This window comes from Paraburkholderia sp. UYCP14C (assembly GCF_004197395.1).
GTDB lineage: Bacteria > Pseudomonadota > Gammaproteobacteria > Burkholderiales > Burkholderiaceae > Paraburkholderia.
Genome location: NZ_SELS01000031.1, coordinates 71,962 through 92,596 on the forward strand (window position 1 = coordinate 71,962; position 20,635 = coordinate 92,596).

Genomic DNA, 20,635 nt, shown 5'->3' on the forward strand with positions numbered 1-20,635 from the left:
ATGACTTACGACACCGCAATTCCCGCCGCAACTGCGCTTCTGGCAAGCGACAAAGCACCCGCGCACGAAGCTTTCAACGGCCGCATGTACATCGACGGAGCGTGGACCGAATCAGCGGACCAGCAGCGCTTCGAGCGCCGCAGTCCCGCGCATGGTCACGTTGTCAGCTCGTTTCCTGAAGCGACGCCGGCGGACGTCGAGCGAGCGATCAAGGCCGCTGACGTCGCCTTCCGTCACGGTCCATGGCCGAAGCTCAAGGGCGCGGAACGTGCGCGGATTCTGCTCGCAATCGCTGACGGCATCAAGGCACGCGTCGACAGGATGTCGCTGCTCGAATCGCTCGAAACGGGCAAGCCGCTTGCGCAGGCACGCGGCGAAGTTTCCGGCTGCATCGATCTTTGGCAATACGCAGCGAGTCTTGCCCGCACGACGAGCGGTGACGCATACGACACGCTCGGCGAAGACATGCTCGGCATCGTGCTGCGCCAGCCGATTGGCGTCGTCGGACTTATCACGCCGTGGAATTTTCCGCTCTGGATTCTTTCCCAGAAGCTGCCGTTCGCACTCGCGGCAGGCTGCACGTGCGTCGTCAAGCCTAGTGAGCTCACGTCCAGCACGACCGTCATGTTGATGGAGATTCTCGAACAGGCCGGTGTCCCGAAGGGCGTCGTCAACGTAGTGACGGGAAAAGGTCCGTCCGTCGGACAGCCGCTCGCGGAGCACGACGCTATCGACATGCTGTCGTTCACCGGTTCGACGCGCGTGGGTAGCCTGCTTGGCGGACTTGCATCGAAGAAGCTGAAGAAGGTCGCGCTCGAACTCGGTGGCAAGAATCCGCAAATCGTCTTCCCCGATTGCGACTGGGACGCGATGATCGATGCCGTCGTGTTCGGGGTGTATTTCAACGCTGGCGAATGCTGTAACAGCGGAAGCCGGGTGCTCGTGCATGAATCGATTGCAGAGCGCTTCGCGCAGGCGGTAGTCAAGCGCGCACGCCAGGTGCCGGTTGGCGACCCGCTGCATCCCGAATGCAAGATCGGCGCGATCGTCAGCGAGAACCAGCTGGTCGAGATTCTCGGCAACATCGACAGGGGCGTTGCGGCAGGCGCGCGGCTGCGCCTGGGCGGCAAACGCTATGACGCGAATGGCCTGTATCTGGAGCCGACTGTCATCAGCGATGTCGCGCCCGACATGAGCATCGCGCGCGAAGAAATTTTCGGCCCTGTGCTCGCGATCATTCCTTTCTCGGACACGCAGAACGCGATCGATATCGCAAACGACACGGCCTATGGGCTCTCCGCTGCCGTCTGGAGCAACGACATCAACACCTGCCTGACTGTCGCGCGCGGCGTCGATGCGGGAACCGTTTGGGTCAACACCTTCCTCGACGGTTACCCCGAACTGCCGTTCGGTGGATTCAAGTCGAGCGGTGTGGGACGCGAACTCGGCAAGCAGGCGGTCGAGGACTACACCGAGACGAAGACGATCCAGTTGCACATCGGAGAGCGCAAGAACTGGTGGCTGCCGCGTCAAGCCCACTGATCACGAAGCTACCCAGATCGCTCCCCGGCATGCCCGCCGTGGAGTTCACAAATAAAGCCCGCCAAGAGAGCCTCATCATGGAGACGAAAATGTTCAAGAAGCGTATTGCTGCAATCGCTGTCGGCCTCGTTGCCTGCCACGCGCTGTCCGCTGCCGCGGCCGACACGAAAACGGTGGAAGTCATGCACTGGTGGACTTCCGGCGGCGAAGCCAAGGCACTCACGGTCCTCAAGGACGGCCTGAAGGCAAAGGGCTATGCATGGAAAGATAGCCCGATCGCGGGCGGCGGCGGAGAAGCCGCGCGCACGGTGCTGAAGGCTCGCGTCGCATCGGGCAATCCGCCCGATGCGATCCAGATGCTCGGTTTCACGATCCCCGAGTATGCGCAGGAGGACTACCTGCAGAATCTCGATGCCGTCGCCACGAAGGAAGGCTGGGACAAGCTCGTGCCCGCGCCGATCCAGAAGTTCTCGAAAGTGGATGGTCATTGGGTCGCCGCACCTGTCGATGTGCACCGCACGAACTGGATCTGGGCGAACAAGAAGATCTTCGATCAATTGAAACTCACGCCGCCGAAGACATTCGACGAACTCGTCGCGGACGCCGACAAGATCCGCAAAGCCGGCTACGTTCCGCTCGCGCACGGCGGCCAGGCGTGGCAGGAAGCGACGATTTTCGATAGCGCGGTGATGTCGGCGGGCGGCCCGAAGTTCTATCAGCAGGCGCTCGTCAAGCTCGACCCAAGCGCACTCGGCTCGAAGACGATGGAGAAGGCCTTCGACCAGATGCGTGCGTTGCGCGGCATGGTCGACCCGAACTTCCCCGGCCGTGACTGGAATCTGGCGACGTCGATGGTGATCACAGGCAAGGCAGCGATGCAGATCATGGGTGACTGGGCGAAGGGCGAGTTTGCATCGGCGGGCAAGCAGCCGAATGTCGACTATCTCTGCTTCAACTATCCGGGAACCGATGGTGACTTCATTTTCAACACCGATCAGTTTGCGGGCTTCAAGAAGGGCGACGCGAGTCTGCCGGGCGAGTACGCATTCGCGTCGACCATCATGGACAAAGGCGTCCAGGCGAAATTCAACCAGATCAAGGGTTCGATTCCCGCGCGGCTCGACGTGCCGGAGGACGGCTTCGACGAATGCGGCAAGAAGTCGATGAACGACATGCGCGCGGCGCTCAAGACTGATTCGATGGTCGGCAGCTTCGCGCACGGACATGCGATGCCCGACGGTCCGAAGAACGCCGTTTATGACGTCGTCACGCACTTCTTCAATTCGAATCAGTCGTCCGCGGATGCCGTCAAGGCACTCGTCGCGGCAGTGAAGAACTCGCAGTAAGCCAACTGGTCCTCATGCGGAAGCGGCACCGTACGCGGTGCTCCGCGAGGCCCGTCATCTCCGACGGTAGGTGTTGCCATGCTATTGCACAATCGCGCCCATGCGGCGACCACCCTTGAAGATCTGACCAACGGCTCGGGCGATAGTCCGACGCGAAAACGATCGACGTTGCGAAACCGATTTGAAGCGGTTCTCCCCAAGATCGTGCTCAGCCCGACGCTGATCATTACGTTGATCTTCGTCTACGGCTTTATCGCGTGGACGACGGTGCTCTCGTTCACCCGGTCACGCGCTTTCCCCAACTTCCATTGGGCCGGTCTGCTTCAGTATGGCCGCGTGTGGGAGCACCCGCGCTGGCATGTCGCGATCGGCAACCTCGGCATCTACGCGTCGCTCTATGTGGTGCTGTGCATGGCGATCGGTCTCGGGCTCGCGATTCTGCTCGATCAAAGGATTCGCGCGGAAGGCGGTCTGCGGGCGCTGTTCCTCTACCCGATGGCGCTGTCGTTCATCGTCACCGGTACCGCATGGAAATGGATTCTCAATCCGGGGCTGGGCCTGGCCAAGCTGTTCCATGACTGGGGCTGGTCGAGCTTCCAGTTCGACTGGATCGTCAACGACGACATGGCGATCTATACCGTCGTCATCGCCGCTGTGTGGCAGGCGTCGGGCTTCGTGATGGCGATGTTTCTCGCCGGGCTGCGCGGCATCGACCAGGAACAGGTCAAGGCCGCTTCCATCGACGGCGCCCGCATGCCTTCGATCTATCGGCGAATCATCATCCCGCAGTTGCGGCCCGTGTTCGTATCGGCATTCGTGATTCTCGTGCACCTCGCCGTCAAGAGCTATGAGCTCGTGATTGCATTGACCGGCGCCGGCCCGGGCTACTCGACCGAACTGCCGTCCACGTTCATGTATTCGTTCACCTTCACCCGTAACGAACTCGGTATGGGCGCGGCGAGCGCGGTGATGATGCTGTGCACGGTGGCGGCAATCATGGTGCCGTACCTCTACTCCGAAATGCGACCGCGCCGTAAGAGCGGCGGCCATTGAACTCAACCGACAGCCCTCAGGAGACAACGATGGCTACCAGAACATGGGACTCACCCCAGATGGTGGTGGGCAAGCATAACTACCTGTCACGAATCGTCATTTATTCGCTACTGGCAATCGTAGCGGTGGTCTATCTCGTACCGCTGCTCGTGATGCTGCTGACGTCGTTCAAGCCGCTGCCCGAAGTCTATTCGGGCAATATCCTCGCGCTTCCGCACCAGTGGACGCTCGATGCATGGGAGAAAGCGTGGGGGTCGGCGTGCGTGGGACTGGAATGCTCCGGCGTCAAAGGCTTCTTCTGGAATTCTTTCCGGATGGTCTTCTCGGCCGTGGCGATCTCCACGCTGCTCGGTGCACTGAACGGCTACGTGCTGACCAAATGGCGCTTCAAAGGCGACAACCTGCTGTTCGGACTGGTGCTGTTCGGATGCTTCATCCCGTTCCAGATCGTGCTGATTCCGATGGCGTCGTTTCTCGGCAAGGTGGGTCTCGCGCAATCGATCAGCGGGCTGGTGTTCGTGCACGTTGTCTATGGCTTGTGCTTCACGACGCTGTACTTCCGCAACTACTACGTCGCGTTTCCCGATGAACTCGTGAAAGCCGCGATGATCGACGGCGCGCGCTTCTTCCGTATCTTCTTCCGCATCCTGCTTCCCAACTCGGTGCCGATCATCACGGTCACGGTGATCTGGCAGTTCACGAACATCTGGAACGACTTCCTGTTCGGCGCCTCGTTCACAACGGGCAGCTTCGCGCCCATTACCGTCGCGCTGAACAACATCGTCAATACGTCGACAGGGGTCAAGGAATACAACGTCAACATGGCCACGGCCATGATCGCCGCGCTGCCGACGCTGCTCGTCTATGTGATCGGTGGTCGCTACTTCGTACGCGGTCTGATGGCCGGCTCGGTCAAGGGGTAAATCATGTCTTCTCTGCACGTATCCAATGTTCGCAAAGCCTACGGCTCCACGGAAATTCTCAAGGAGATCAACATCGATGTAGAAGATGGCGATTTTCTGGTTCTGGTCGGACCATCGGGCTGCGGAAAATCGACGCTCCTTTCCCTGATTGCCGGACTCGACACGCTGTCGGGCGGCGAAATCCGTATCGGTAACGACAAGGTCAACGACCTGCATCCGAGCGAGCGCGATATCGCAATGGTGTTTCAGAGCTATGCGTTGTATCCGAACATGTCCGTCGGCCAGAACATCAGCTTCGGCCTGGAGATGCGCAAAGTCTCGAAGCCCGACCGCGAGAAGGCGGTGAAAGACGCCGCCCGTCTGCTGCAGATCGAGCACCTGCTCGACCGGCGTCCGGGCCAGCTATCCGGTGGTCAGCGCCAGCGTGTCGCGATGGGGCGCGCGCTGGTGCGTCATCCGAAGATCTTCCTGTTCGATGAACCGTTGTCGAACCTCGATGCAAAGCTGCGCGTCGATATGCGCACCGAGATCAAGAAGCTGCATCAGCGTCTGGGCGCGACCATCGTCTATGTCACGCATGACCAGATCGAAGCGATGACACTCGCTACGCGCATTGCGGTGATGAAGGGCGGCGTGCTGCAACAGCTCGGCACGCCCGCCGAGGTCTATAACACGCCCGCCAACACATTCGTCGCGACCTTCATGGGCTCACCCTCGATGAACCTGATTCCCGCGCGCATCGAGCGTATGAATGGCGCGCTGCATCTGAAAGTGGGGGAAGGTCAGAAGGCCATCGACCTTGCGTTGCCGCCGCAACCCGCTGCTGTCGAACGCTACATCGGTAAAGAGGTGATCGCGGGGTTGCGGCCCGAGGCGATCGGTGTGGAAAACGAGCGTGCCACGTCGGCGCTGCGCACCGTCCCCGTCACGATCAACGTGCTCGAACCGACGGGCCCCGACACGCTGGCCGTGCTCGATCTCGGCGGCATGGAAGTCTCCGCGCGGCTCGGCGCCGACCTGCCGCACGGGTCCGGAGAACGATGTGAACTGCGCGTCGACCTGTCGAAGCTCGTGCTGTTCGACACCGATACGGAAGCCCGGATTCACTGAGCCCCCAGCGCAACGATAGATGGTGCAACCATGAGCAAGATAGCTGGAAAGTTTCCGACCGCATTGGTAACGGGTGCGCGACGCGGTATTGGCCGGTCGATCTGCGTCGCGCTCGCGCGGCGCGGCTTCGACATTGTGCTGACCGATGTCGTGAACGACGAGGACGTGGCGACGACCTGCGCGCTCGTGCGCGACGAAGGTCAGGACGCGCTGTTCATTCAGAGCGATCTCAGTGACATCGCTTCGCATGACAACGTCGTCGAGGAAGCCGTGCGCTTCAACGGAAGCATCGAATGCCTCGTCAACAACGCGGGCATCGGTTCGCCGAGCCGCGGCGATCTGCTCGACGTATCGCCGCAAGCATTCGATGCCGTGCTCGGCGTCAATCTGCGCGGCACGTTCTTCATGTCGCAGGCCGTCGCCCGCCACATGGTCTCGACGTCCTCCAGCTTTGCGCGGGCAATCGTCACGGTCTCTTCCGTTTCGGCCGAGATGGCATCGACCGAGCGTGCCGAATATTGCCTGTCGAAGTCGGCGCTGCCCATGATTACCCGGCTTTTTGCCCTTCGACTCGCTAAAGCGAATATCGGCGTGTTCGAGGTAAGACCCGGCATCATCCGCACCCCGATGACGGCAGGCGTCGCGGAGAAATACGAGGCGCGATTCCGCGAGGGCCTGGTGCCCGCCGGACGCTGGGGTGAAAGCGACGAAGTGGGGCAGGTGGTCGCGACGCTTGCCGGCGGTCTGCTGCCGTTTGGAACAGGCAGCGTGGTCAACGTGGATGGCGGCCTGTCCATCCCAACATTCTGAGCCAGACGCCATGAAAGCGACGACATATGACTACGTGATCGTGGGCGGCGGCTCGGCGGGTTGTGTACTGGCCAATCGCCTGAGCGCCGATCCCTCGATCAAGGTTCTGCTTCTGGAAGCTGGTGGTTCGGATCGCCACCCGTTCTTCTCGATGCCGGCCGGCTTTGCCAAGATGACGCGCGGCATTGGTTCGTGGGGCTGGTTCACGGTGCCGCAAAAGCATCTGAACAATCGCGTGCTGCGCTTTACGCAGGCGAAAGTGATTGGCGGCGGATCGTCGATCAATGCGCAGATCTACACGCGCGGCGTTCCCGCCGACTACGATGACTGGGAACGGAAAGCGGGCGCGACGGGATGGTCTTATCGCGACGTGCTGCCTTACTTCAAGAAATCCGAGAATAACCAGCGCTTCGCAAACGAATATCACAGCTATGGCGGACCGCTCGGTGTATCGAATCCGATCAGCCCGTTGCCGATCTGCGAGGCGTTCTTTCAGGCCGGTCAGGAACTCGGCATTCCGTTCAATCCGGACTTCAACGGTGCGACCCAGGAAGGTCTCGGCTATTACCAGCTAACGCAACTGGATGCGCGGCGGTCATCGACGGCGGCAGGTTTCATCCGCCCCGTGCTCGGACGGCCGAATCTGACGGTCTGCATGCAGACGAGAACGCTGCGCGTGATCGTCGAAGGAATCCGCGCGACGGGTGTCGAGTACGTGACTGGCGATAGCCGCGATCCGCAAATCGTGCGTGCGTCGCGTGAAGTCATCGTGTCTTCGGGCGCGATCGGCTCACCGAAACTGTTGATGCAGTCGGGCATCGGCCCCGCCGATCATCTCCAGTCGGTCGGTATCAAACCAATCCACGATCTTCGTGGCATCGGCTCGAATTTGCAGGATCACCTCGACCTCTTTGTTATCGCCGAGTGCACGGGCGATCACACCTACGACAAGTACAACAAGCTGCACAACGCCGCGTGGGCCGGACTGCAATATCTGTTGCTAAAGAAGGGACCGGTGGCGTCGAGTCTCTTCGAAACCGGCGGCTTCTGGTATGCGGATCGCGACGCGCGCGACCGCTCTCCCGACATCCAGTTTCATCTCGGCCTTGGGTCCGGAATCGAAGCGGGCATGGCGAAGCTGAACAATGCCGGTGTCACGCTGAACACCGCGTATCTTCGTCCGCGCTCGCGCGGCACGGTCCGGCTTGCCAGCGCGGACCCCGCCGCCGCGCCGCTGCTCGATCCGAACTACTGGTCCGATCCATACGATCGCGACATGGCGATCAAGGGTCTGCGACTGGCGCGCGACATCCTGCGCGCCCCTGCGATGAGGCGCTATGTACAAAGCGAAGTTCTGCCTGGCGCGCGCGTGAACACCGATCAGGAACTGTTCGAATACGCATGCGCGAATGCGAAGACCGATCACCATCCTGTCGGTACCTGCCGCATCGGACGATCCGATGACCCCGACAGCGTGGTCACGCCAGACCTGCGTCTGATTGGAATCGATGGCTTGAGAGTCGTCGATGCGTCTGTCATGCCGTATCTGCCCTCGTGCAACACAAATGCACCGACGATCATGGTCGCCGAGAAAGCCGCCGACATGATCATTCAACCCTCAACATCGAGAGGATCGTATGAAGATCAAACTGCCTACATCGGACGGAGCAATCCTGGAATACGCGATGCAGCAGCAGGAAGACCAGCTTCCGCCGTCCACCGCGCCGACCTTTGACCGGATCGCCTATGCGGCGGCCCACGTGGTCGTCGACCCCGCGCATGCCTATGAGCCTTGGGGTGATGCGCCACGAGTCGACTGGGACGCTACGCTTGAGTTTCGCAGCTACCTGTATGGCTTGGGATTCAAGGTGGCCGAAGCGATGGATACCGCGCAACGCGGCATGGGCATCGGCTGGCCGACAGCCGCGGAGTTGATCCGGCGCAGTATCGCGCACGCGCGCGGCATCCCCGGCGCGGATCTGGCTTGCGGCGCGGGTACCGATCATCTCGATGGCGCGCGTGACCATACGCTGGCAGACATTGTCGCGGGCTATCAGGAGCAGTTCGAGGTGATCGACTCGGCAGGCGGCCGGCCGATCATGATGGCGAGCCGCGCGCTATGTGCGGCAGCGCGTTCCGCCGACGACTACAAGCAGGTCTATGACGCGGTGATCTCCGCGTCGCGCAACAAGGTCGTGTTGCATTGGCTCGGCGATGCGTTCGACGCTTCGCTCTCCGGGTACTGGGGCAGCCGCGACGTAACGACGGCGATGGCAACCGTGCTCGACATCATCCGTCTTCATCGGGACAAGATCGAAGGAATCAAGATTTCGCTGCTCAACGCGGAATACGAGCGGCAACTGAGATCGCAGTTACCTGAGAGCGTCGTGATGTTTACCGGCGACGACTACCACTACGGCGAACTCATTGCAGGCGACAGCACCGGCCACTCGCACGCGTTGCTCGGCATCTTCGATCCGATCGCGCCAGTCGCATCGCGCGCATTGTCGAAGCTCGCGGCTGGAGACACGAGTGCATACCGTCAGCTGATCGATCCGACGGTTGCGCTATCGCGCGAATTGTTCCGGGCGCCCACGCAGTACTACAAGGCGGGTGTCGTGTTTCTCGCATGGCTCAACGGCCATCAGGATCATTTTTCGATGGCGGGCGGCATGGAGTCCGCACGGTCCGTGCAACATTTTGCGGAGGTGTTCCGCAAGGCGGACGCGGCAGGCGTGTTGATCCGGCCGCAGTTGGCAGCCGAGCGTATGGCGCGCTTGCTGAGCGTGCGCGCGGGTGTGTCGCAGTGATAGCGGTCGTTGAGCCGAGGAGACAGGAAATGGCACGACGCAATGAGACTACGCGGAACGAAACATTCGATGAGCAGGCACGGCGCACGCAGCTGCCGGTCTTCAATGCGGAGGTCGCGCGCAGGCTGGGAGAGATAGTCGTCAACATCGCGGGACGCCGCAGCCTGCCGATTGCGGTGGGTGTCGCGCTGCCGGATCGACCGCTGTATTTCTGCGCGCTCGAAGGCAGCAATGCGGAGAACGTCGACTGGATCCGGCGTAAGGAGAACACCGTCTTCCACTTTGAGCGCAGTTCGCTCGAGGTGGGCGTGATGCTGGAACGGAATGAACAACGCCTCGCGTCGCTGGGTCTGCCGGAGCAGCGCTTCACGGCCTTTGGCGGCGGTGTGCCGTTACGGGTGGCGAACGAGGGCATCGTCGGTGCGATGTGCGTGTCGGGCCTCGATCACGTGGCCGATCACGAACTCGTGGTGGAGGCGCTGTGCTGGCACCTGGGCGTGCCGCATTTCAACGCGATCCTGTCGCATGCCGCGGATGCGCCGCGACCGCACACGGGCCATCTGTCCGAACGGCGCGCGGCCAGCGCCTGAACGACACACGTCATCAAACCCGAACGACAGAGGAGACGCTTTCATGGAAGCGAATGCAATACGCAGCGTGGCGCCGCGCATGCACACAGCCGGGAAGGCAGGCACCGCCGATCTGGTCCGCGTGATTGCAGCGAGCACGGCCGGCAGCGCGATGGAGTGGTACGACTTCAGTATCTACGGGACCGCGTCCGCGCTGATCTTCGCCGATCTGTTCTTTCCTGGGCTCAGCAAGGCGGCGGGTCTACTCGCAATCTTCGGTGCCTACGCGGCGGGATTCTTTGCGCGACCTGTAGGCGGCCTGTTTTTCGGCTGGCTCGGCGACCGGCTCGGGCGCAAGGTCGTGCTGGTTGCGACCGTGCTGCTGATGGGCGGCTCGACGTTCTGCATTGGCCTGCTGCCAACCTATGCGACTGCGGGCGTGTGGTCGACGGTGGGTCTCGTGGCGTTGCGGCTGTTGCAGGGCTTTGGCGCGGGTGCGGAGCAGGCGGGCGCTTCGCTGATCGTCTCCGAGTTCGCGCCGGCCGAGCGACGCGGCTTCTATGCGGCGCTGCCGTTCGCGGGCTGCATCATCGGCATCCTGCTGGCCGGTGCGATGTTCACGTGGGTGCAGCATTTGCCGAAGGACGTTTTCTACGCGTACGGCTGGCGCATTCCGTTTCTCTTCAGCGCGCTGGTCGTGATCGCGGGCATCGTGATCCGGATGCGCGTGAAGGAGAGTCCGGTGTTCGAGGAGATCCAGCGACAAGGGCATACCAGCAAGCAGCCTGTACGCGATCTGCTGACCGATTCGCGCCGTACGCTGCTCGTGGCCTTCGGGTTGCGCGTGGGCGAGAACGGTTCGTCGTACCTGTATCAGGTATTCGCGCTCAGCTACCTGACGAAGGTGCTGCTCGTCGACAAGTCGGTCGGTACTCTTGGCATCACTATTGCGGCCGGTCTGGCCGTAGTGACGATCCCGCTGATGGGCTGGCTGTCCGACCGGTTCGGCCGCCGGATCATGTATCGGCTGGCAGCGCTCTTCACCTGCGCATGGGCGTTTCCGGCGTTCTGGCTATTCAACACGAAAGATCCCGTGTGGATCATTTTCGGCATGAGCGTGGCAATCGGCGTTGGCGTGTTCGGCATGTACGGCATTCAGGGTGCGTATTTCCCTGAACTGTTCAGTGCTCGGTATCGCTATACCGGTGTCGCGGTCAGCAAGGAGTTCGCGGCGGTGGCCTCGGGGGGCGTCGCGCCATTCATTGCGGCGGCGTTGATTGGCTGGTCGGGCGGCGCGTATTGGCCAATCGCAACCTATATCGTCGTGTTGGCGGGGGTGACTTTCCTGTCGACGTTCTTTGCGCCAGAGACGCGAGGTTGCGATCTCGCCGGATGAACCATGAATTGCCGTAGCGCCTGAATGACGTCTACCGATGCTTTTCCAGTGAAGGTGACCTGGTTTCGAGGGACGACGAATCCTCGGGGGCCGGGTTCGTTCCCGCAAACGCTTCGCGATAAGCGGCTGGCGTCGTCTGCTTCACGGCGCGGAATTGCCGGTTGAAGTTGGCGACGTTCGGAAACCCGGATCGCGAAGCAATGAGGGAGACAGGCCACGACGTGGTGGCGAGCATCCGGCACGCGTGGCCAATGCGCACCCGATTCAGGTATTTGCCGACGCTCTCGCCCAGGTGCTGAACGAAGTACCGGTTGAGTGTGCGCTCGGACAGCGTCGCCGCTGCTGCCAGTTCCTGCAGCGTCAGGCGCTCGGCAAATCGTGCGTCGATGACGCTCAACGCGCGATTCAGGCGTTCGGGTTCGTGGCCCGACGGCCGGCCCACCTGCCCCTGGTTGAAGGCGGCCGGGGAAGCGAGTGGCGTCGCGTCCTTGTCGGCCAGTAGGCACAACAGATCGAGCGCGGCGCTCAAGCGTTGCCTCGGCGATCTGGATAGCAGCGCTTCATGCTGCTGGCTCACGGCCAATCCGACTTCCGGTGAAAAGGCGAGGCCGGATGCGCCCCGGCGCAACAGCGCGCGCAGCGGTTCGTATTCCGGGCAGCAGTCCGCGATTCGTCTGGCCCAGTCGCCGCTAAACCAGATCACGATCGCCACCTGCGGTGCCGCGGCGTCGATCGACTTGTTCGAAGCCCATGTGTGCGGCAGATCCGGCGGAACGAGCACGAGGTCGTTGCCTTCATAGTCGGCAACCGAATCACCGATGTAGCGCTTGCCGCGGCTATTCATCGTGAGCGTAAGTTCGTACTCCGGATGGTGATGCCATTCGAACGGGAGGCGGGCGAGCTTGCGGTGGTAGACCCGGATGGAACACCCGGCGTCCATCGTGACGTGTTCGTATGCTGGCTTCATGTCCGGATACGCAAATACAACGTCCGGATTGTATCGCTTCCTGAGCACGGCGGGAGCTAGGATCTGGACACTGCAACTGCGAGAGCGATAAACGATATGGAGACTGCAATGCATGCCGACGTCGTCATCATCGGTTCGGGTGTAGGAGGGAGCGCCGTTGCGTGGCAACTGGCGCAGACGGACGCGCGCGTACTGGTCATCGAACGCGGAGAAAATCTGCCGCGGGAGCTGGAGAACTGGGATGCCGAAGCCGTGTTCGGACAGCTTCGTTACCGGACGCGCGAAACCTGGCTGAACCGCGCGAACCAAAGGTATCGTCCTGGTCAGTACTATTTCGTCGGCGGACACACGAAATTCTTCGGGACAGCGATGTTTCGATTCAGAGAGGCGGATTTCGGAGAGGTGCAGCACGAGGAGGGCATTTCTCCGGCATGGCCGATCTCGTACGCTGACCTGGAACCTTACTACGACCTCGCCGAATCGCTGTTTGGCATCAGGGGAGACTCGAGCGCCGATCCGACGGAGCCGCCTCACTCTCGGCCCTATCCGCATCCGCCGGTACCGGATGAACCCGCGATTGCGAAGCTGCGTCGCGACTTCGCGCGCCAGGGGCTGCATCCTTTCCCTATGCCGAGCTCGATCGATCTGGGCTCTGGAGGAGGCTGCATTCGTTGTGGAACCTGTGATGCCTTTCCTTGCCGCATCGATGCAAAAGGCGACGCCGAGAAATGTCTGTTGCGTCCGGCTTTGAGGCGCGGTTCAGTCACGCTGATGACCGGCGCGCGCGTCACGCGCCTCGTCACGGACGCGACGGGGAAAAGAATCGTATCGGCGGAAGTCGAATCGCGCGAAGGGCGCAAGACCGTGACGGGCGACACGTTCATTCTCTCTGCGGGCGCAATCAATAGCGCCGCCTTGCTACTCGCGTCAGCCAACTCGCGCATGCCGCGGGGCCTCGCGAATTCGTCGGGAGCGGTGGGGCGGTACTACATGAACCACAACTGCACGGCAATACTGGCGATCGATCCGCGCCGTGTGAACGACACCCGATTTCCGAAAACGCTTTCCGTCAACGATTTTTATTATGCGAGCGATCACGACGACTGGCCGCTCGGCAATATCCAGATGCTCGGCAAGATTCGCGAAGCGATGCTGCGTGGCGCGATGCCTTATATGCCACAGCGGGCGCTTCGATACCTGAGTGACCACAGCGTCGATTTGTATGCGATGTCCGAGGATTTGCCGGATCCCGACAGCCGGATCGAGCTGACGGAACAGGGCGAGATCAGGCTCTTGTGGAAACGCACGAACCTGAAACCCCACGCGCGACTTGTCAGTAAGACGAAGGAAATATTGCGGCGCTCAGGATTTCCGTTGGTCGTGAGCCGCCGATTTGGCGAGGACACGCCGTCGCATCAATGTGGCACGGTGCGTTTTGGCGCCGATCCGGCGTCGTCGCCGCTGGATCCGCTGTGCAAGGCGTACGACCACGACAATCTCTATGTTGTCGATGCCGGCTTCTTTCCATCGTCCGCCGCGTTGAATCCGGCGTTGACGATCGCCGCGCAAGCTTTGCGGGTGGGGGCATCGTTGTGCCATAGCTTTGGGCCGCCGGCGATGGTGAATCGGATTGTCGAACCAAGCTAAGCGGAGACGGGAGATGGGGGGCGCTGTTCAATGGGCGCTAGTGGGTGTCGGCACCGGACTGCCTGGAAATAAGAAACCCCGCAAGACCTGGATCTCGCGGGGTTTTTCGGAATACTTCGGCCTTTGCCGGAACAACTGATGGTGCCAGGGCCGGAATCGAAAAATTCCTGCTATCGCTTTGCTGGAGCATGTTTGCGGAATTTTGCCTGTGCAGATACCACCAGAAATACCACCGGGCGGGGGCGCTTGCCAGAAAGAGCGAGCGAAAGCTTATCGGCGAACGAGGCATACTGCAGTCGGCCGAGTTCGACCCCCGACTGCCTCCGAACTCGTGTCACAACGATGGCTGCTTTCGCGTAGGAGCGGTCACCCCACCGAGCGATTCAACACCAATGGTTCCGTGATGCGCGTTGGCAATGCAGCGGCAGATGTAGAGACCAAGGCCCATGCCTGCCGCAGTCCCTCCCGATTGTGAAGGCTCGCTCGAGTCATCGGATCAAACAGCGTGCGCAGCGCTCTTTCCGGTATCGGGTTACCTTCGTTCGAGACAACGACAGTCACGTTTTCGTCGCGCCCGACGGCTTCGGCGGCCACCTCACCCGAACCGTAGCAAACGCCGTTCACCAGCAGGTTGACGATCATTTGCCCGACGCGGGTTCCATCCCAAGTGCCTTGCAGGTCGCCCGTCAGATGCAGCCGGATGACCGCGTCGGTGTACGAGGCGCGCACCTCATCCACCGCATCGCTGCAGATACGCCCCATATCCTGAGGAGCCAAACTAACTGGCAACGTGTCGCCCAGCCTGCCGCGTGTGAAAACGAGCAGGTCGTCAATCATCTCTTTCATGCGCACAGTGCCCCGTTGCGCGATCGCCACTGCTCTCACGGTGGATGGTGACAGACCGTTGTCATGCAAAACGATCTCCGCCGAATTCAATATCGCACCGAGAGGGAAACGCAGGTCATGCGCAAGCACGGCGGCAAACAGATCCCGGATGCGCTACGTGCGTTGCGCATACTGCCGGACCGATTCCGCGAGCATCTGATCAATAGCCTCATTGAACCGGATCATCTCCTGAAAAACCGCAGCGCGGTCCGGTGACGTCTGTAACCATTCCCGCAACACGCTCGCGCGCAGGGCACGGTATTCCCCTACCACGTCGTTGATCCCGTAGCCATGCGCAAGACGATCGTCCGCGTGCTCGCGGGCAACCCTGTCCAAAGCGGATTGTGCATCGTGCCGATCGCCGTACGACTTGGCCTTCTGCTGCGCGTCAGTTTGCGGTTCGCGCATATCTGCCGCAATCCACATCAGGATGTCACAAGCCGAGTTCCGCAACTGAGTCTCGGTGAGACGGGTGTCCTTCAGGCTGACTGTGCGCGCATATTCTGTCCAGTCGGCAACCAGCGCAGAAAGATTGGTTTCAATGAAGTCCGACAGGCTCATGATTCCCTCGGTCGTTGACGGCCCGCACGCCGCCCGATGCAATCGGCCGTACCCGACCCCGATCCGGCCGTTCCGGAATGCTCTTTCGATGGTCGCTGCCCGGACCGCAAAGGTCATCCGCTTTTTGGGGTAAGTGGGTTTTTCGATTTCTTGGGCAACATAGGTAGGCAGTGACCGGTTCGTCGCCTTGGATCGCGGCGGGGCGGCGTCAGACACTGGCGATCAGCCGATAGGCCGTCTTATGTGGGAATCGATCGATGCAGATAACCTGTGCTGTAGCCTTTGCCGTCTAACCATTTCGCCTTCGACCATCGCCAGTTCGTTCCTCTGGATCCACGTGCTGACTTCAACCTTGTCCAAAGCGTTAGACAATCGCGATGCTGCTCCACTCGCAGCTAATGCCGCCTCATTTGCACCCGAACCCTCAGTTAAGCACCAACGATGGGCGCAGCGCCGGCTTCCCTGAAGCGGTCAGCGAAACGCGCGAGGCGCGCGGTACTGACCGTACAGCATATCAGGACCAAGCGGCGTAATGAGGTGCGCGTTGATGTCCGAAAGGCAACGTTACTGAAACGAGCTGACGACTGCGATACATTCATCGAGTGGTAGTTGCTGTCCGACTCGGCCCCGCCCCGCTAACCGCGAATGGTCCGCCTCCAGATCAATCGCTCTCACGTTGCATCTGTATGCGAGACGTCTGTCAGCCGAAGCGCGCCTCCAGCCAGTCCTGCGCCCAGTTCTTCGCATACGCTATCGCGTCCTCGCGTGCGTCAAAGCCGGCCAGATCGCCGCTCGAGTGAATCTCGTACCCGGTGCCGTCCGCACGGCTGCCGCTGATGCGCGCGTGAGCCATGTACTCCCCGTCGGCCCTACGCGGTGTCGGGTCGACAACGATTAAAGTGGAATTGAAGCGCATAGGGGTTCCTTCAGGGTTGTCGCCCGATTGCGCTGTCGCATAGGGGCGTCGAAAAGCGAGACTCAGATGCTAAGCCTGGCCATGATCTGTCCGGCCTCGTAATCCGACTCGCAGCTTGTCATGCCGTGTTCACGCAGCAACGCACGAATCGACACGAACATCAGAAAGGCGTCTGAATTGACCTCGTGACGACAGTCACGGATGACGCTATCCAGTTCCGCCTCCGCGCCGGGCGGCAGAAACTGGTCGACGATGCCCGAGCCATTGCACCGGATCCATTTCAGCAGGTCATTCCTTTGCATATCAAACTCCAATGTGTGCAATGGCGCGCTGTCCACGACAAGCGGGCGAAGGTCCAGCCCGCGGTAGAGACGGGACCGCGTTGTCATGAGGCACCTTGAAGGCCGCATCACCGTACGGCGCAGGAGAGGAAGCGTAGAGATGTGAGCCGTTGCATCGGCAGCGCTTCACACGTTCGGCCACGTCGAGTGGTCATGGGTGAAAGCGGGAAAGTCCGGTTCCGCGGAGTGAAGCAACTATCAGGATGCCGGGAACGGCTGCAGGTCGAGCGCAGATCTCATGCTACGCCCATTGATGGATTTGTACAGAAGAACCCGTGCTTTGGGCGCCGTCGGAAAAGCACGGGGGGACGTGCAAGTCAGCTCGGTACTTATGACCGTAGTGCCGGTGGACTGTGGTAGTCCGATGATCCGCATCCGACTGCTTCTCTTCTCGGGCTCGTCAGGTAGCGACGCACAATGCGCCATTTCGACATGCGAGTCAGGAAGTCTCCGCTTCAACTGTTCAACCACCGCGAAACGACGCATCTGGCCCACGCGTACACACCCACGACCACGCCATTGTCGAGCGCGACACGGAATCGGCATCCGATAGGACTTCATCAACGATACTGTCGAACTCAAACAGTTCGTCCTCGTCCATGCAGGTTCCGGTTGTGTCATCGTACAGATCCTTCCGAGGATCTGTACGATGTGAATCTCGGAACCCCGATACAGGATCATCCAGTACATAGGGCGCTCCGATTGATGGATCGATACACGCAGGGAGGCGACCGACGGGTGGACGTGCCAGCGGACGAGCCTCCCGTCGACAAGGACTACGCGCTGGCCCAGTCAGGGGGCGGCGGCCAATCCGACCTGACATTCATTCAGGCATGCGAACTGATGCGCACACCCGCATCTCCGTGCGCATGGAGTGCTAATTGAGCGGAGCCCGCGTCAGGCTCTCGCGAACGCTCGCGACAGAAGGTTTGCTTCGCGGCGCAGGAAATGTCGGTCAGCGTTTGGGACGCGCGGCCGACGGCCAGCACGTGGCATGCAGAAGATCGCTCTCAGCCACTGGCCACCTTTCTGATGCAACGACAGTTAGATCGGCGACCAGGCAGAGAGCGACCCGTCGCCTGGGCACATCAGTTAAAGCCGCGCTTCAGCAGCGTTTTCATATGTCGATGACCGAAGCGCCACTCACCTTTCCGTCGACGATGTCCTTTCCCTGCTGCCGGGCGGCTCGCCTTGCCGTACCGAAGTCGGAGAACGCATGCGGCTGGTTGAGCCTGAAGACCCGGCTTGCGGCGGGGGTTGCTGTCACCGCCGGACGACATATCCGCACCGCAATGTCATAACCTTCGGCGTAACGGGAATGCGCGTCAAAGCGACTGAAAGTGCGGGGAAATACGAGGGGATGAAGTTCGTACCCCTTGTAGAGAAGAAACGGGTGTGTCGGCATGGTGGCCACTCCGCAGGGGAGGACCCACTATACCGTGGAACGGGCAGCGTCGGGCGGCCAAGACTGTTACCAGAATTGCATTGACCGAAGGTACTGTGGCGCGTATGTTGAAACTCAAGGTTTTCAAAGCAGGCGACTGTCCGCACCGTTATCACGTTGATTTCGACGACCTGACGACAGCTATCAGCCTCGCTCCACGTCCACGCTTACGTAGCAGTTTCTTCAGGGCGCCACCGCAGCGACGGCCGGGGGGCACACGCAATGAGGCAGGCCCCGGATACCGGCGTCGTCACACAAATGACGAAGGCTGTCCGCACATGGGCTAGCGAATGCGAGGTGAGGCATGGCAGTGACCATGCTTCGTGGACTCGGGGCAGCGCGGCGCGATCGAGCAAACGAAAACGAAATGCCGCCTGAGCGAGCCCTTGCCGATGTGAGACTCGAAGCTCGCGTACTCGTGTACCGGATATCCAGCCGACAAACTTCGTTCCGGTCACTTCGCCGCCGTCGGTGCGGCTCGTCTGGCGTTTGGTATATCGCCTTCAGCCAGATCTGTAGCACGATAAAAAAACCGGCTGCGTGCTGCGGTCCAAAGGAATTTCTTGATGACAACCACTCGCCATTATCGAGGTTTCGATATTTCCCTGCTCGTGTATCCGCATTGCACGACTCAACCGGGATATGGTCACAATTACGAGGAAGGATTCGATGCTTCGATTCGCATCAGCGACCCGGATGTCGTGACGGACAGCCCCCGAGCCCGCTTATTCCGTGTGCCCGGCAAGCGGCCTTTCGAGAGTGCCGGCGACGCAAGGCGCGCGTCGGTGGCCTACGCCGAAATGCTGATTGACGGTGACGGATCTGAACGCACTATCTGGGAAGCGGCCTGAGTGCTCCAGCCACAGCAATTCGGTGCGGCACGATAACCGTGAGCAACCGGAGCACGCGGCTGTGTTCACATTGACCCGGCTTTTGAGGGGATCCCGTGCCAGTGGCCCTGCCTGTCAGGGAGATGCCACGCACAGTCCGCATAGACGGCCGCTTCAGCATGGCCGCCCGGCAGTTCCCGGTCAGTACCGCTTTTTCGGCGGCAACGACCGTTTGATCTGCTTGCGCAGGCGTGCCACTGCAGCAGCCTTTTTGCGTTTGCGTTCTGCGGTAGGTTTTTCATAGGCTGTCCGGACACGAAGTTCCGGAATCAGGCCTGTGCGCTCGATCGCGCGACGGAAACGGCGCAATGCAACTTCCACGGGCTCGTCGGGTTTCAGAATTACGGTAGTCAATTTTTTCCTTGGTTGAGATCCGCAAGCAATTGCGAATGGTGATGCGGATGTGCACGCAGCGTCGTGGCACAGGGACGGGGCACAGCCGACAGTCGCATATCGCGCTATCAACGACGGCGAAATGCGGCTCTTTGCGTTGCGCCGCCGCTCCGTTCATCCTTATGCCGAAAATTGATTCGGCCTTTCGTCAGGTCGTACACCGAGAGTTCAAGCGTTACCCGATCGCCTGCAAGGATGCGAATATGATTCTTGCGAATCCGACCGGACGCGTACGCCCCTACCACCACGCCATTGTCGAGCGTGACTCGGTAGCGGCTGTCTGGTAGCACTTCGTCAACGATACCGTCGAGTTCCAGCAGTTCTTCTTTGGCCATTCAAAGGCTCCTGATCAATTGGCGTGACATGGGCTCAGATGCCGCATTGAGGAAGAGGCCGCGAGCGTTGTTGGATACACGCTCGCGCGGAAGTGGAAGGCATGAAATCGCTGGGCAGCCCTTGCGTCCTGGAAGTCATGGGCACCGCGTGGCCGGGCCGAGAATTAGGTACACGAGGCCGATCGGTCAGACACTGCGGCTCGCAATGCCGGCCGGATGCGAGTCGGGGCGTGCAGTCCAGCGACCGCTGCTATCGCTTGCCTCACTGGACTATCAATTAAGGAAGTGTCGCGACCAACCAACGCGCGTGTTTTAGGTGCTGTGCGAAGCGCACTAGCCCCGCATTGTAGCCGAAGACGCCATGTGCCCTGCCACTACCGGCGGGGCCAGAAGAAGGGAGTGTTGTCAGCCATGCGTGCCGGTGATGCACAGTTCGGGATCCTGCGTGATGTTTGGGCGGGTATTGTTGCACCCCTGGTGACTCAGATGCGCTGGGTGTTTTGAACCGTGGCGTCGTCTTTAACCGCGCGTATCGATCCAGTTGAGTGCCCATTGGGTTGAGTGCTGCAAGGCGTGCTCTTCACTTTTGAAGTAGTCGAGCGAATAGAACCGGTAGCGGCTGCGGCGGCTCCGGTTTTTCTGGACACAGAGTTGGGGTAAAACGTGTGATCCAAACTGGAGTAGTTGATGTTGAAGA

At 60.8% G+C, this 20,635-nt stretch carries 21 protein-coding genes and 1 pseudogene; 12 read left to right on the forward strand and 10 right to left on the reverse strand.

Going from position 1 to position 20,635, the window contains the following annotated elements:
* From EVC45_RS25795 to EVC45_RS25840, 10 genes are all read left to right on the forward strand, one after another.
* On the forward strand, positions 1-1,542 hold the full coding sequence (locus EVC45_RS25795; RefSeq protein WP_129961063.1) for an aldehyde dehydrogenase family protein: 1,542 nt from the start codon (positions 1-3) through the stop codon (positions 1,540-1,542).
* Between the two features lie 89 nt (positions 1,543-1,631).
* The gene (locus EVC45_RS25800) at positions 1,632-2,888 is read left to right on the forward strand and encodes an ABC transporter substrate-binding protein (RefSeq protein WP_129961064.1); all 1,257 of its coding nucleotides are present in this window, start codon (positions 1,632-1,634) and stop codon (positions 2,886-2,888) included.
* A 78-nt stretch (positions 2,889-2,966) separates the two neighbouring features.
* A complete protein-coding gene (locus EVC45_RS25805) occupies positions 2,967-3,941 on the forward strand; it encodes a carbohydrate ABC transporter permease (protein WP_129961065.1) in 975 nt (324 codons plus the stop codon).
* Between the two features lie 29 nt (positions 3,942-3,970).
* Positions 3,971-4,864, forward strand: a complete 894-nt coding sequence (locus tag EVC45_RS25810) for a carbohydrate ABC transporter permease (protein WP_129961066.1) — start codon at positions 3,971-3,973, stop codon at positions 4,862-4,864.
* Positions 4,865-4,867: 3 nt separating this feature from the next.
* Entirely contained in the window at positions 4,868-5,974 is a 1,107-nt protein-coding gene (locus tag EVC45_RS25815) for an ABC transporter ATP-binding protein (RefSeq protein ID WP_129961067.1), read from the forward strand.
* A 30-nt stretch (positions 5,975-6,004) separates the two neighbouring features.
* The gene (locus tag EVC45_RS25820) at positions 6,005-6,784 is read left to right on the forward strand and encodes a 3-ketoacyl-ACP reductase (protein WP_129961068.1); all 780 of its coding nucleotides are present in this window, start codon (positions 6,005-6,007) and stop codon (positions 6,782-6,784) included.
* Between the two features lie 10 nt (positions 6,785-6,794).
* On the forward strand, positions 6,795-8,519 hold the full coding sequence (locus tag EVC45_RS25825) for a GMC family oxidoreductase (protein ID WP_129961069.1): 1,725 nt from the start codon (positions 6,795-6,797) through the stop codon (positions 8,517-8,519).
* Positions 8,422-9,594, forward strand: coding sequence for a dihydrodipicolinate synthase family protein (locus EVC45_RS25830; RefSeq protein ID WP_129961070.1), 1,173 nt, complete (start codon positions 8,422-8,424; stop codon positions 9,592-9,594). Before EVC45_RS25825 ends, EVC45_RS25830 begins: the two co-directional genes overlap by 98 nt.
* 29 nt (positions 9,595-9,623) lie before the next feature.
* Positions 9,624-10,184: a heme-degrading domain-containing protein gene (locus EVC45_RS25835; RefSeq protein ID WP_129961071.1), complete on the forward strand. Its 561-nt coding sequence runs from the start codon at positions 9,624-9,626 to the stop codon at positions 10,182-10,184.
* Positions 10,185-10,227: 43 nt separating this feature from the next.
* Positions 10,228-11,559 (forward strand): MFS transporter, encoded by a 1,332-nt coding sequence (locus tag EVC45_RS25840; protein WP_168991533.1) that lies wholly within the window; start codon positions 10,228-10,230, stop codon positions 11,557-11,559.
* Positions 11,560-11,590: 31 nt separating this feature from the next.
* Here the strand turns inward: EVC45_RS25840 and EVC45_RS25845 are convergent, their stop codons facing one another.
* Positions 11,591-12,526: an AraC family transcriptional regulator gene (locus EVC45_RS25845; RefSeq protein ID WP_129961073.1), complete on the reverse strand. Its 936-nt coding sequence runs from the start codon at positions 12,524-12,526 to the stop codon at positions 11,591-11,593.
* Positions 12,527-12,634: 108 nt separating this feature from the next.
* Here EVC45_RS25845 and EVC45_RS25850 point away from each other — a divergent pair, with 108 nt between their 5' ends.
* Positions 12,635-14,173 carry an FAD-dependent oxidoreductase gene (locus EVC45_RS25850; RefSeq protein ID WP_129961074.1) on the forward strand — a complete coding sequence of 513 codons (1,539 nt, stop codon included), beginning with the start codon at positions 12,635-12,637 and terminating at the stop codon, positions 14,171-14,173.
* Positions 14,174-14,539: 366 nt separating this feature from the next.
* On the opposite strand, the gene EVC45_RS46880 is transcribed toward EVC45_RS25850, so the two are convergent.
* The 6 genes and pseudogenes from EVC45_RS46880 to EVC45_RS25870 all read right to left on the reverse strand — a co-directional run bounded on the left by EVC45_RS46880 (position 14,540) and on the right by EVC45_RS25870 (position 18,281).
* A complete protein-coding gene (locus tag EVC45_RS46880) occupies positions 14,540-15,019 on the reverse strand; it encodes a sensor histidine kinase KdpD (RefSeq protein ID WP_248295253.1) in 480 nt (159 codons plus the stop codon).
* An 18-nt stretch (positions 15,020-15,037) separates the two neighbouring features.
* Positions 15,038-15,148: pseudogene (locus EVC45_RS46885) on the reverse strand (hypothetical protein); the annotation flags it as partial.
* A 24-nt stretch (positions 15,149-15,172) separates the two neighbouring features.
* Entirely contained in the window at positions 15,173-15,619 is a 447-nt protein-coding gene (locus tag EVC45_RS46890) for an RsbRD N-terminal domain-containing protein (protein ID WP_248295252.1), read from the reverse strand.
* Positions 15,620-16,319: 700 nt separating this feature from the next.
* Positions 16,320-16,535 carry a hypothetical protein gene (locus EVC45_RS25860; protein ID WP_008919201.1) on the reverse strand — a complete coding sequence of 72 codons (216 nt, stop codon included), beginning with the start codon at positions 16,533-16,535 and terminating at the stop codon, positions 16,320-16,322.
* A 62-nt stretch (positions 16,536-16,597) separates the two neighbouring features.
* On the reverse strand, positions 16,598-16,837 hold the full coding sequence (locus EVC45_RS25865) for a hypothetical protein (RefSeq protein ID WP_013090251.1): 240 nt from the start codon (positions 16,835-16,837) through the stop codon (positions 16,598-16,600).
* 1,156 nt (positions 16,838-17,993) lie between these two features.
* The gene (locus tag EVC45_RS25870; RefSeq protein ID WP_129961075.1) at positions 17,994-18,281 is read right to left on the reverse strand and encodes a hypothetical protein; all 288 of its coding nucleotides are present in this window, start codon (positions 18,279-18,281) and stop codon (positions 17,994-17,996) included.
* Between the two features lie 605 nt (positions 18,282-18,886).
* Here EVC45_RS25870 and EVC45_RS25875 point away from each other — a divergent pair.
* Entirely contained in the window at positions 18,887-19,171 is a 285-nt protein-coding gene (locus EVC45_RS25875) for a hypothetical protein (protein ID WP_129961076.1), read from the forward strand.
* Between the two features lie 180 nt (positions 19,172-19,351).
* Here EVC45_RS25875 and rpsU read toward each other — a convergent pair whose 3' ends face one another.
* The 3 genes from rpsU to EVC45_RS46205 form a co-directional block, all read right to left on the reverse strand.
* A complete protein-coding gene (gene rpsU / locus EVC45_RS25880; protein ID WP_013090247.1) occupies positions 19,352-19,564 on the reverse strand; it encodes a 30S ribosomal protein S21 in 213 nt (70 codons plus the stop codon).
* Between the two features lie 107 nt (positions 19,565-19,671).
* Entirely contained in the window at positions 19,672-19,938 is a 267-nt protein-coding gene (gene infA / locus EVC45_RS25885) for a translation initiation factor IF-1 (protein ID WP_129961077.1), read from the reverse strand.
* Positions 19,939-20,420: 482 nt separating this feature from the next.
* The coding region (locus EVC45_RS46205; RefSeq protein WP_211193476.1) for a hypothetical protein at positions 20,421-20,635 on the reverse strand (215 nt) is incomplete at its 5' end.

Coding starts and splice junctions, on each gene's coding strand:
- EVC45_RS46880 (WP_248295253.1), bottom strand. CDS start 15,019: ATGAAAGAGATGATTGACGACCTGCTCGTTTTCACACGCGGCAGGCTG.
- EVC45_RS25870 (WP_129961075.1), bottom strand. CDS start 18,281: ATGCCGACACACCCGTTTCTTCTCTACAAGGGGTACGAACTTCATCCC.
- EVC45_RS25805 (WP_129961065.1), top strand. CDS start 2,967: ATGCTATTGCACAATCGCGCCCATGCGGCGACCACCCTTGAAGATCTG.
- EVC45_RS25840 (WP_168991533.1), top strand. CDS start 10,228: ATGGAAGCGAATGCAATACGCAGCGTGGCGCCGCGCATGCACACAGCC.
- EVC45_RS25810 (WP_129961066.1), top strand. CDS start 3,971: ATGGCTACCAGAACATGGGACTCACCCCAGATGGTGGTGGGCAAGCAT.
- EVC45_RS25800 (WP_129961064.1), top strand. CDS start 1,632: ATGTTCAAGAAGCGTATTGCTGCAATCGCTGTCGGCCTCGTTGCCTGC.
- EVC45_RS25860 (WP_008919201.1), bottom strand. CDS start 16,535: ATGCGCTTCAATTCCACTTTAATCGTTGTCGACCCGACACCGCGTAGG.
- EVC45_RS25830 (WP_129961070.1), top strand. CDS start 8,422: ATGAAGATCAAACTGCCTACATCGGACGGAGCAATCCTGGAATACGCG.
- EVC45_RS25835 (WP_129961071.1), top strand. CDS start 9,624: ATGGCACGACGCAATGAGACTACGCGGAACGAAACATTCGATGAGCAG.
- EVC45_RS25865 (WP_013090251.1), bottom strand. CDS start 16,837: ATGCAAAGGAATGACCTGCTGAAATGGATCCGGTGCAATGGCTCGGGC.
- EVC45_RS25825 (WP_129961069.1), top strand. CDS start 6,795: ATGAAAGCGACGACATATGACTACGTGATCGTGGGCGGCGGCTCGGCG.
- EVC45_RS25875 (WP_129961076.1), top strand. CDS start 18,887: ATGACAACCACTCGCCATTATCGAGGTTTCGATATTTCCCTGCTCGTG.
- EVC45_RS46890 (WP_248295252.1), bottom strand. CDS start 15,619: ATGAGCCTGTCGGACTTCATTGAAACCAATCTTTCTGCGCTGGTTGCC.
- EVC45_RS25795 (WP_129961063.1), top strand. CDS start 1: ATGACTTACGACACCGCAATTCCCGCCGCAACTGCGCTTCTGGCAAGC.
- EVC45_RS25815 (WP_129961067.1), top strand. CDS start 4,868: ATGTCTTCTCTGCACGTATCCAATGTTCGCAAAGCCTACGGCTCCACG.
- EVC45_RS25845 (WP_129961073.1), bottom strand. CDS start 12,526: ATGAAGCCAGCATACGAACACGTCACGATGGACGCCGGGTGTTCCATC.
- EVC45_RS25820 (WP_129961068.1), top strand. CDS start 6,005: ATGAGCAAGATAGCTGGAAAGTTTCCGACCGCATTGGTAACGGGTGCG.
- infA (WP_129961077.1), bottom strand. CDS start 19,938: ATGGCCAAAGAAGAACTGCTGGAACTCGACGGTATCGTTGACGAAGTG.
- EVC45_RS25850 (WP_129961074.1), top strand. CDS start 12,635: ATGCATGCCGACGTCGTCATCATCGGTTCGGGTGTAGGAGGGAGCGCC.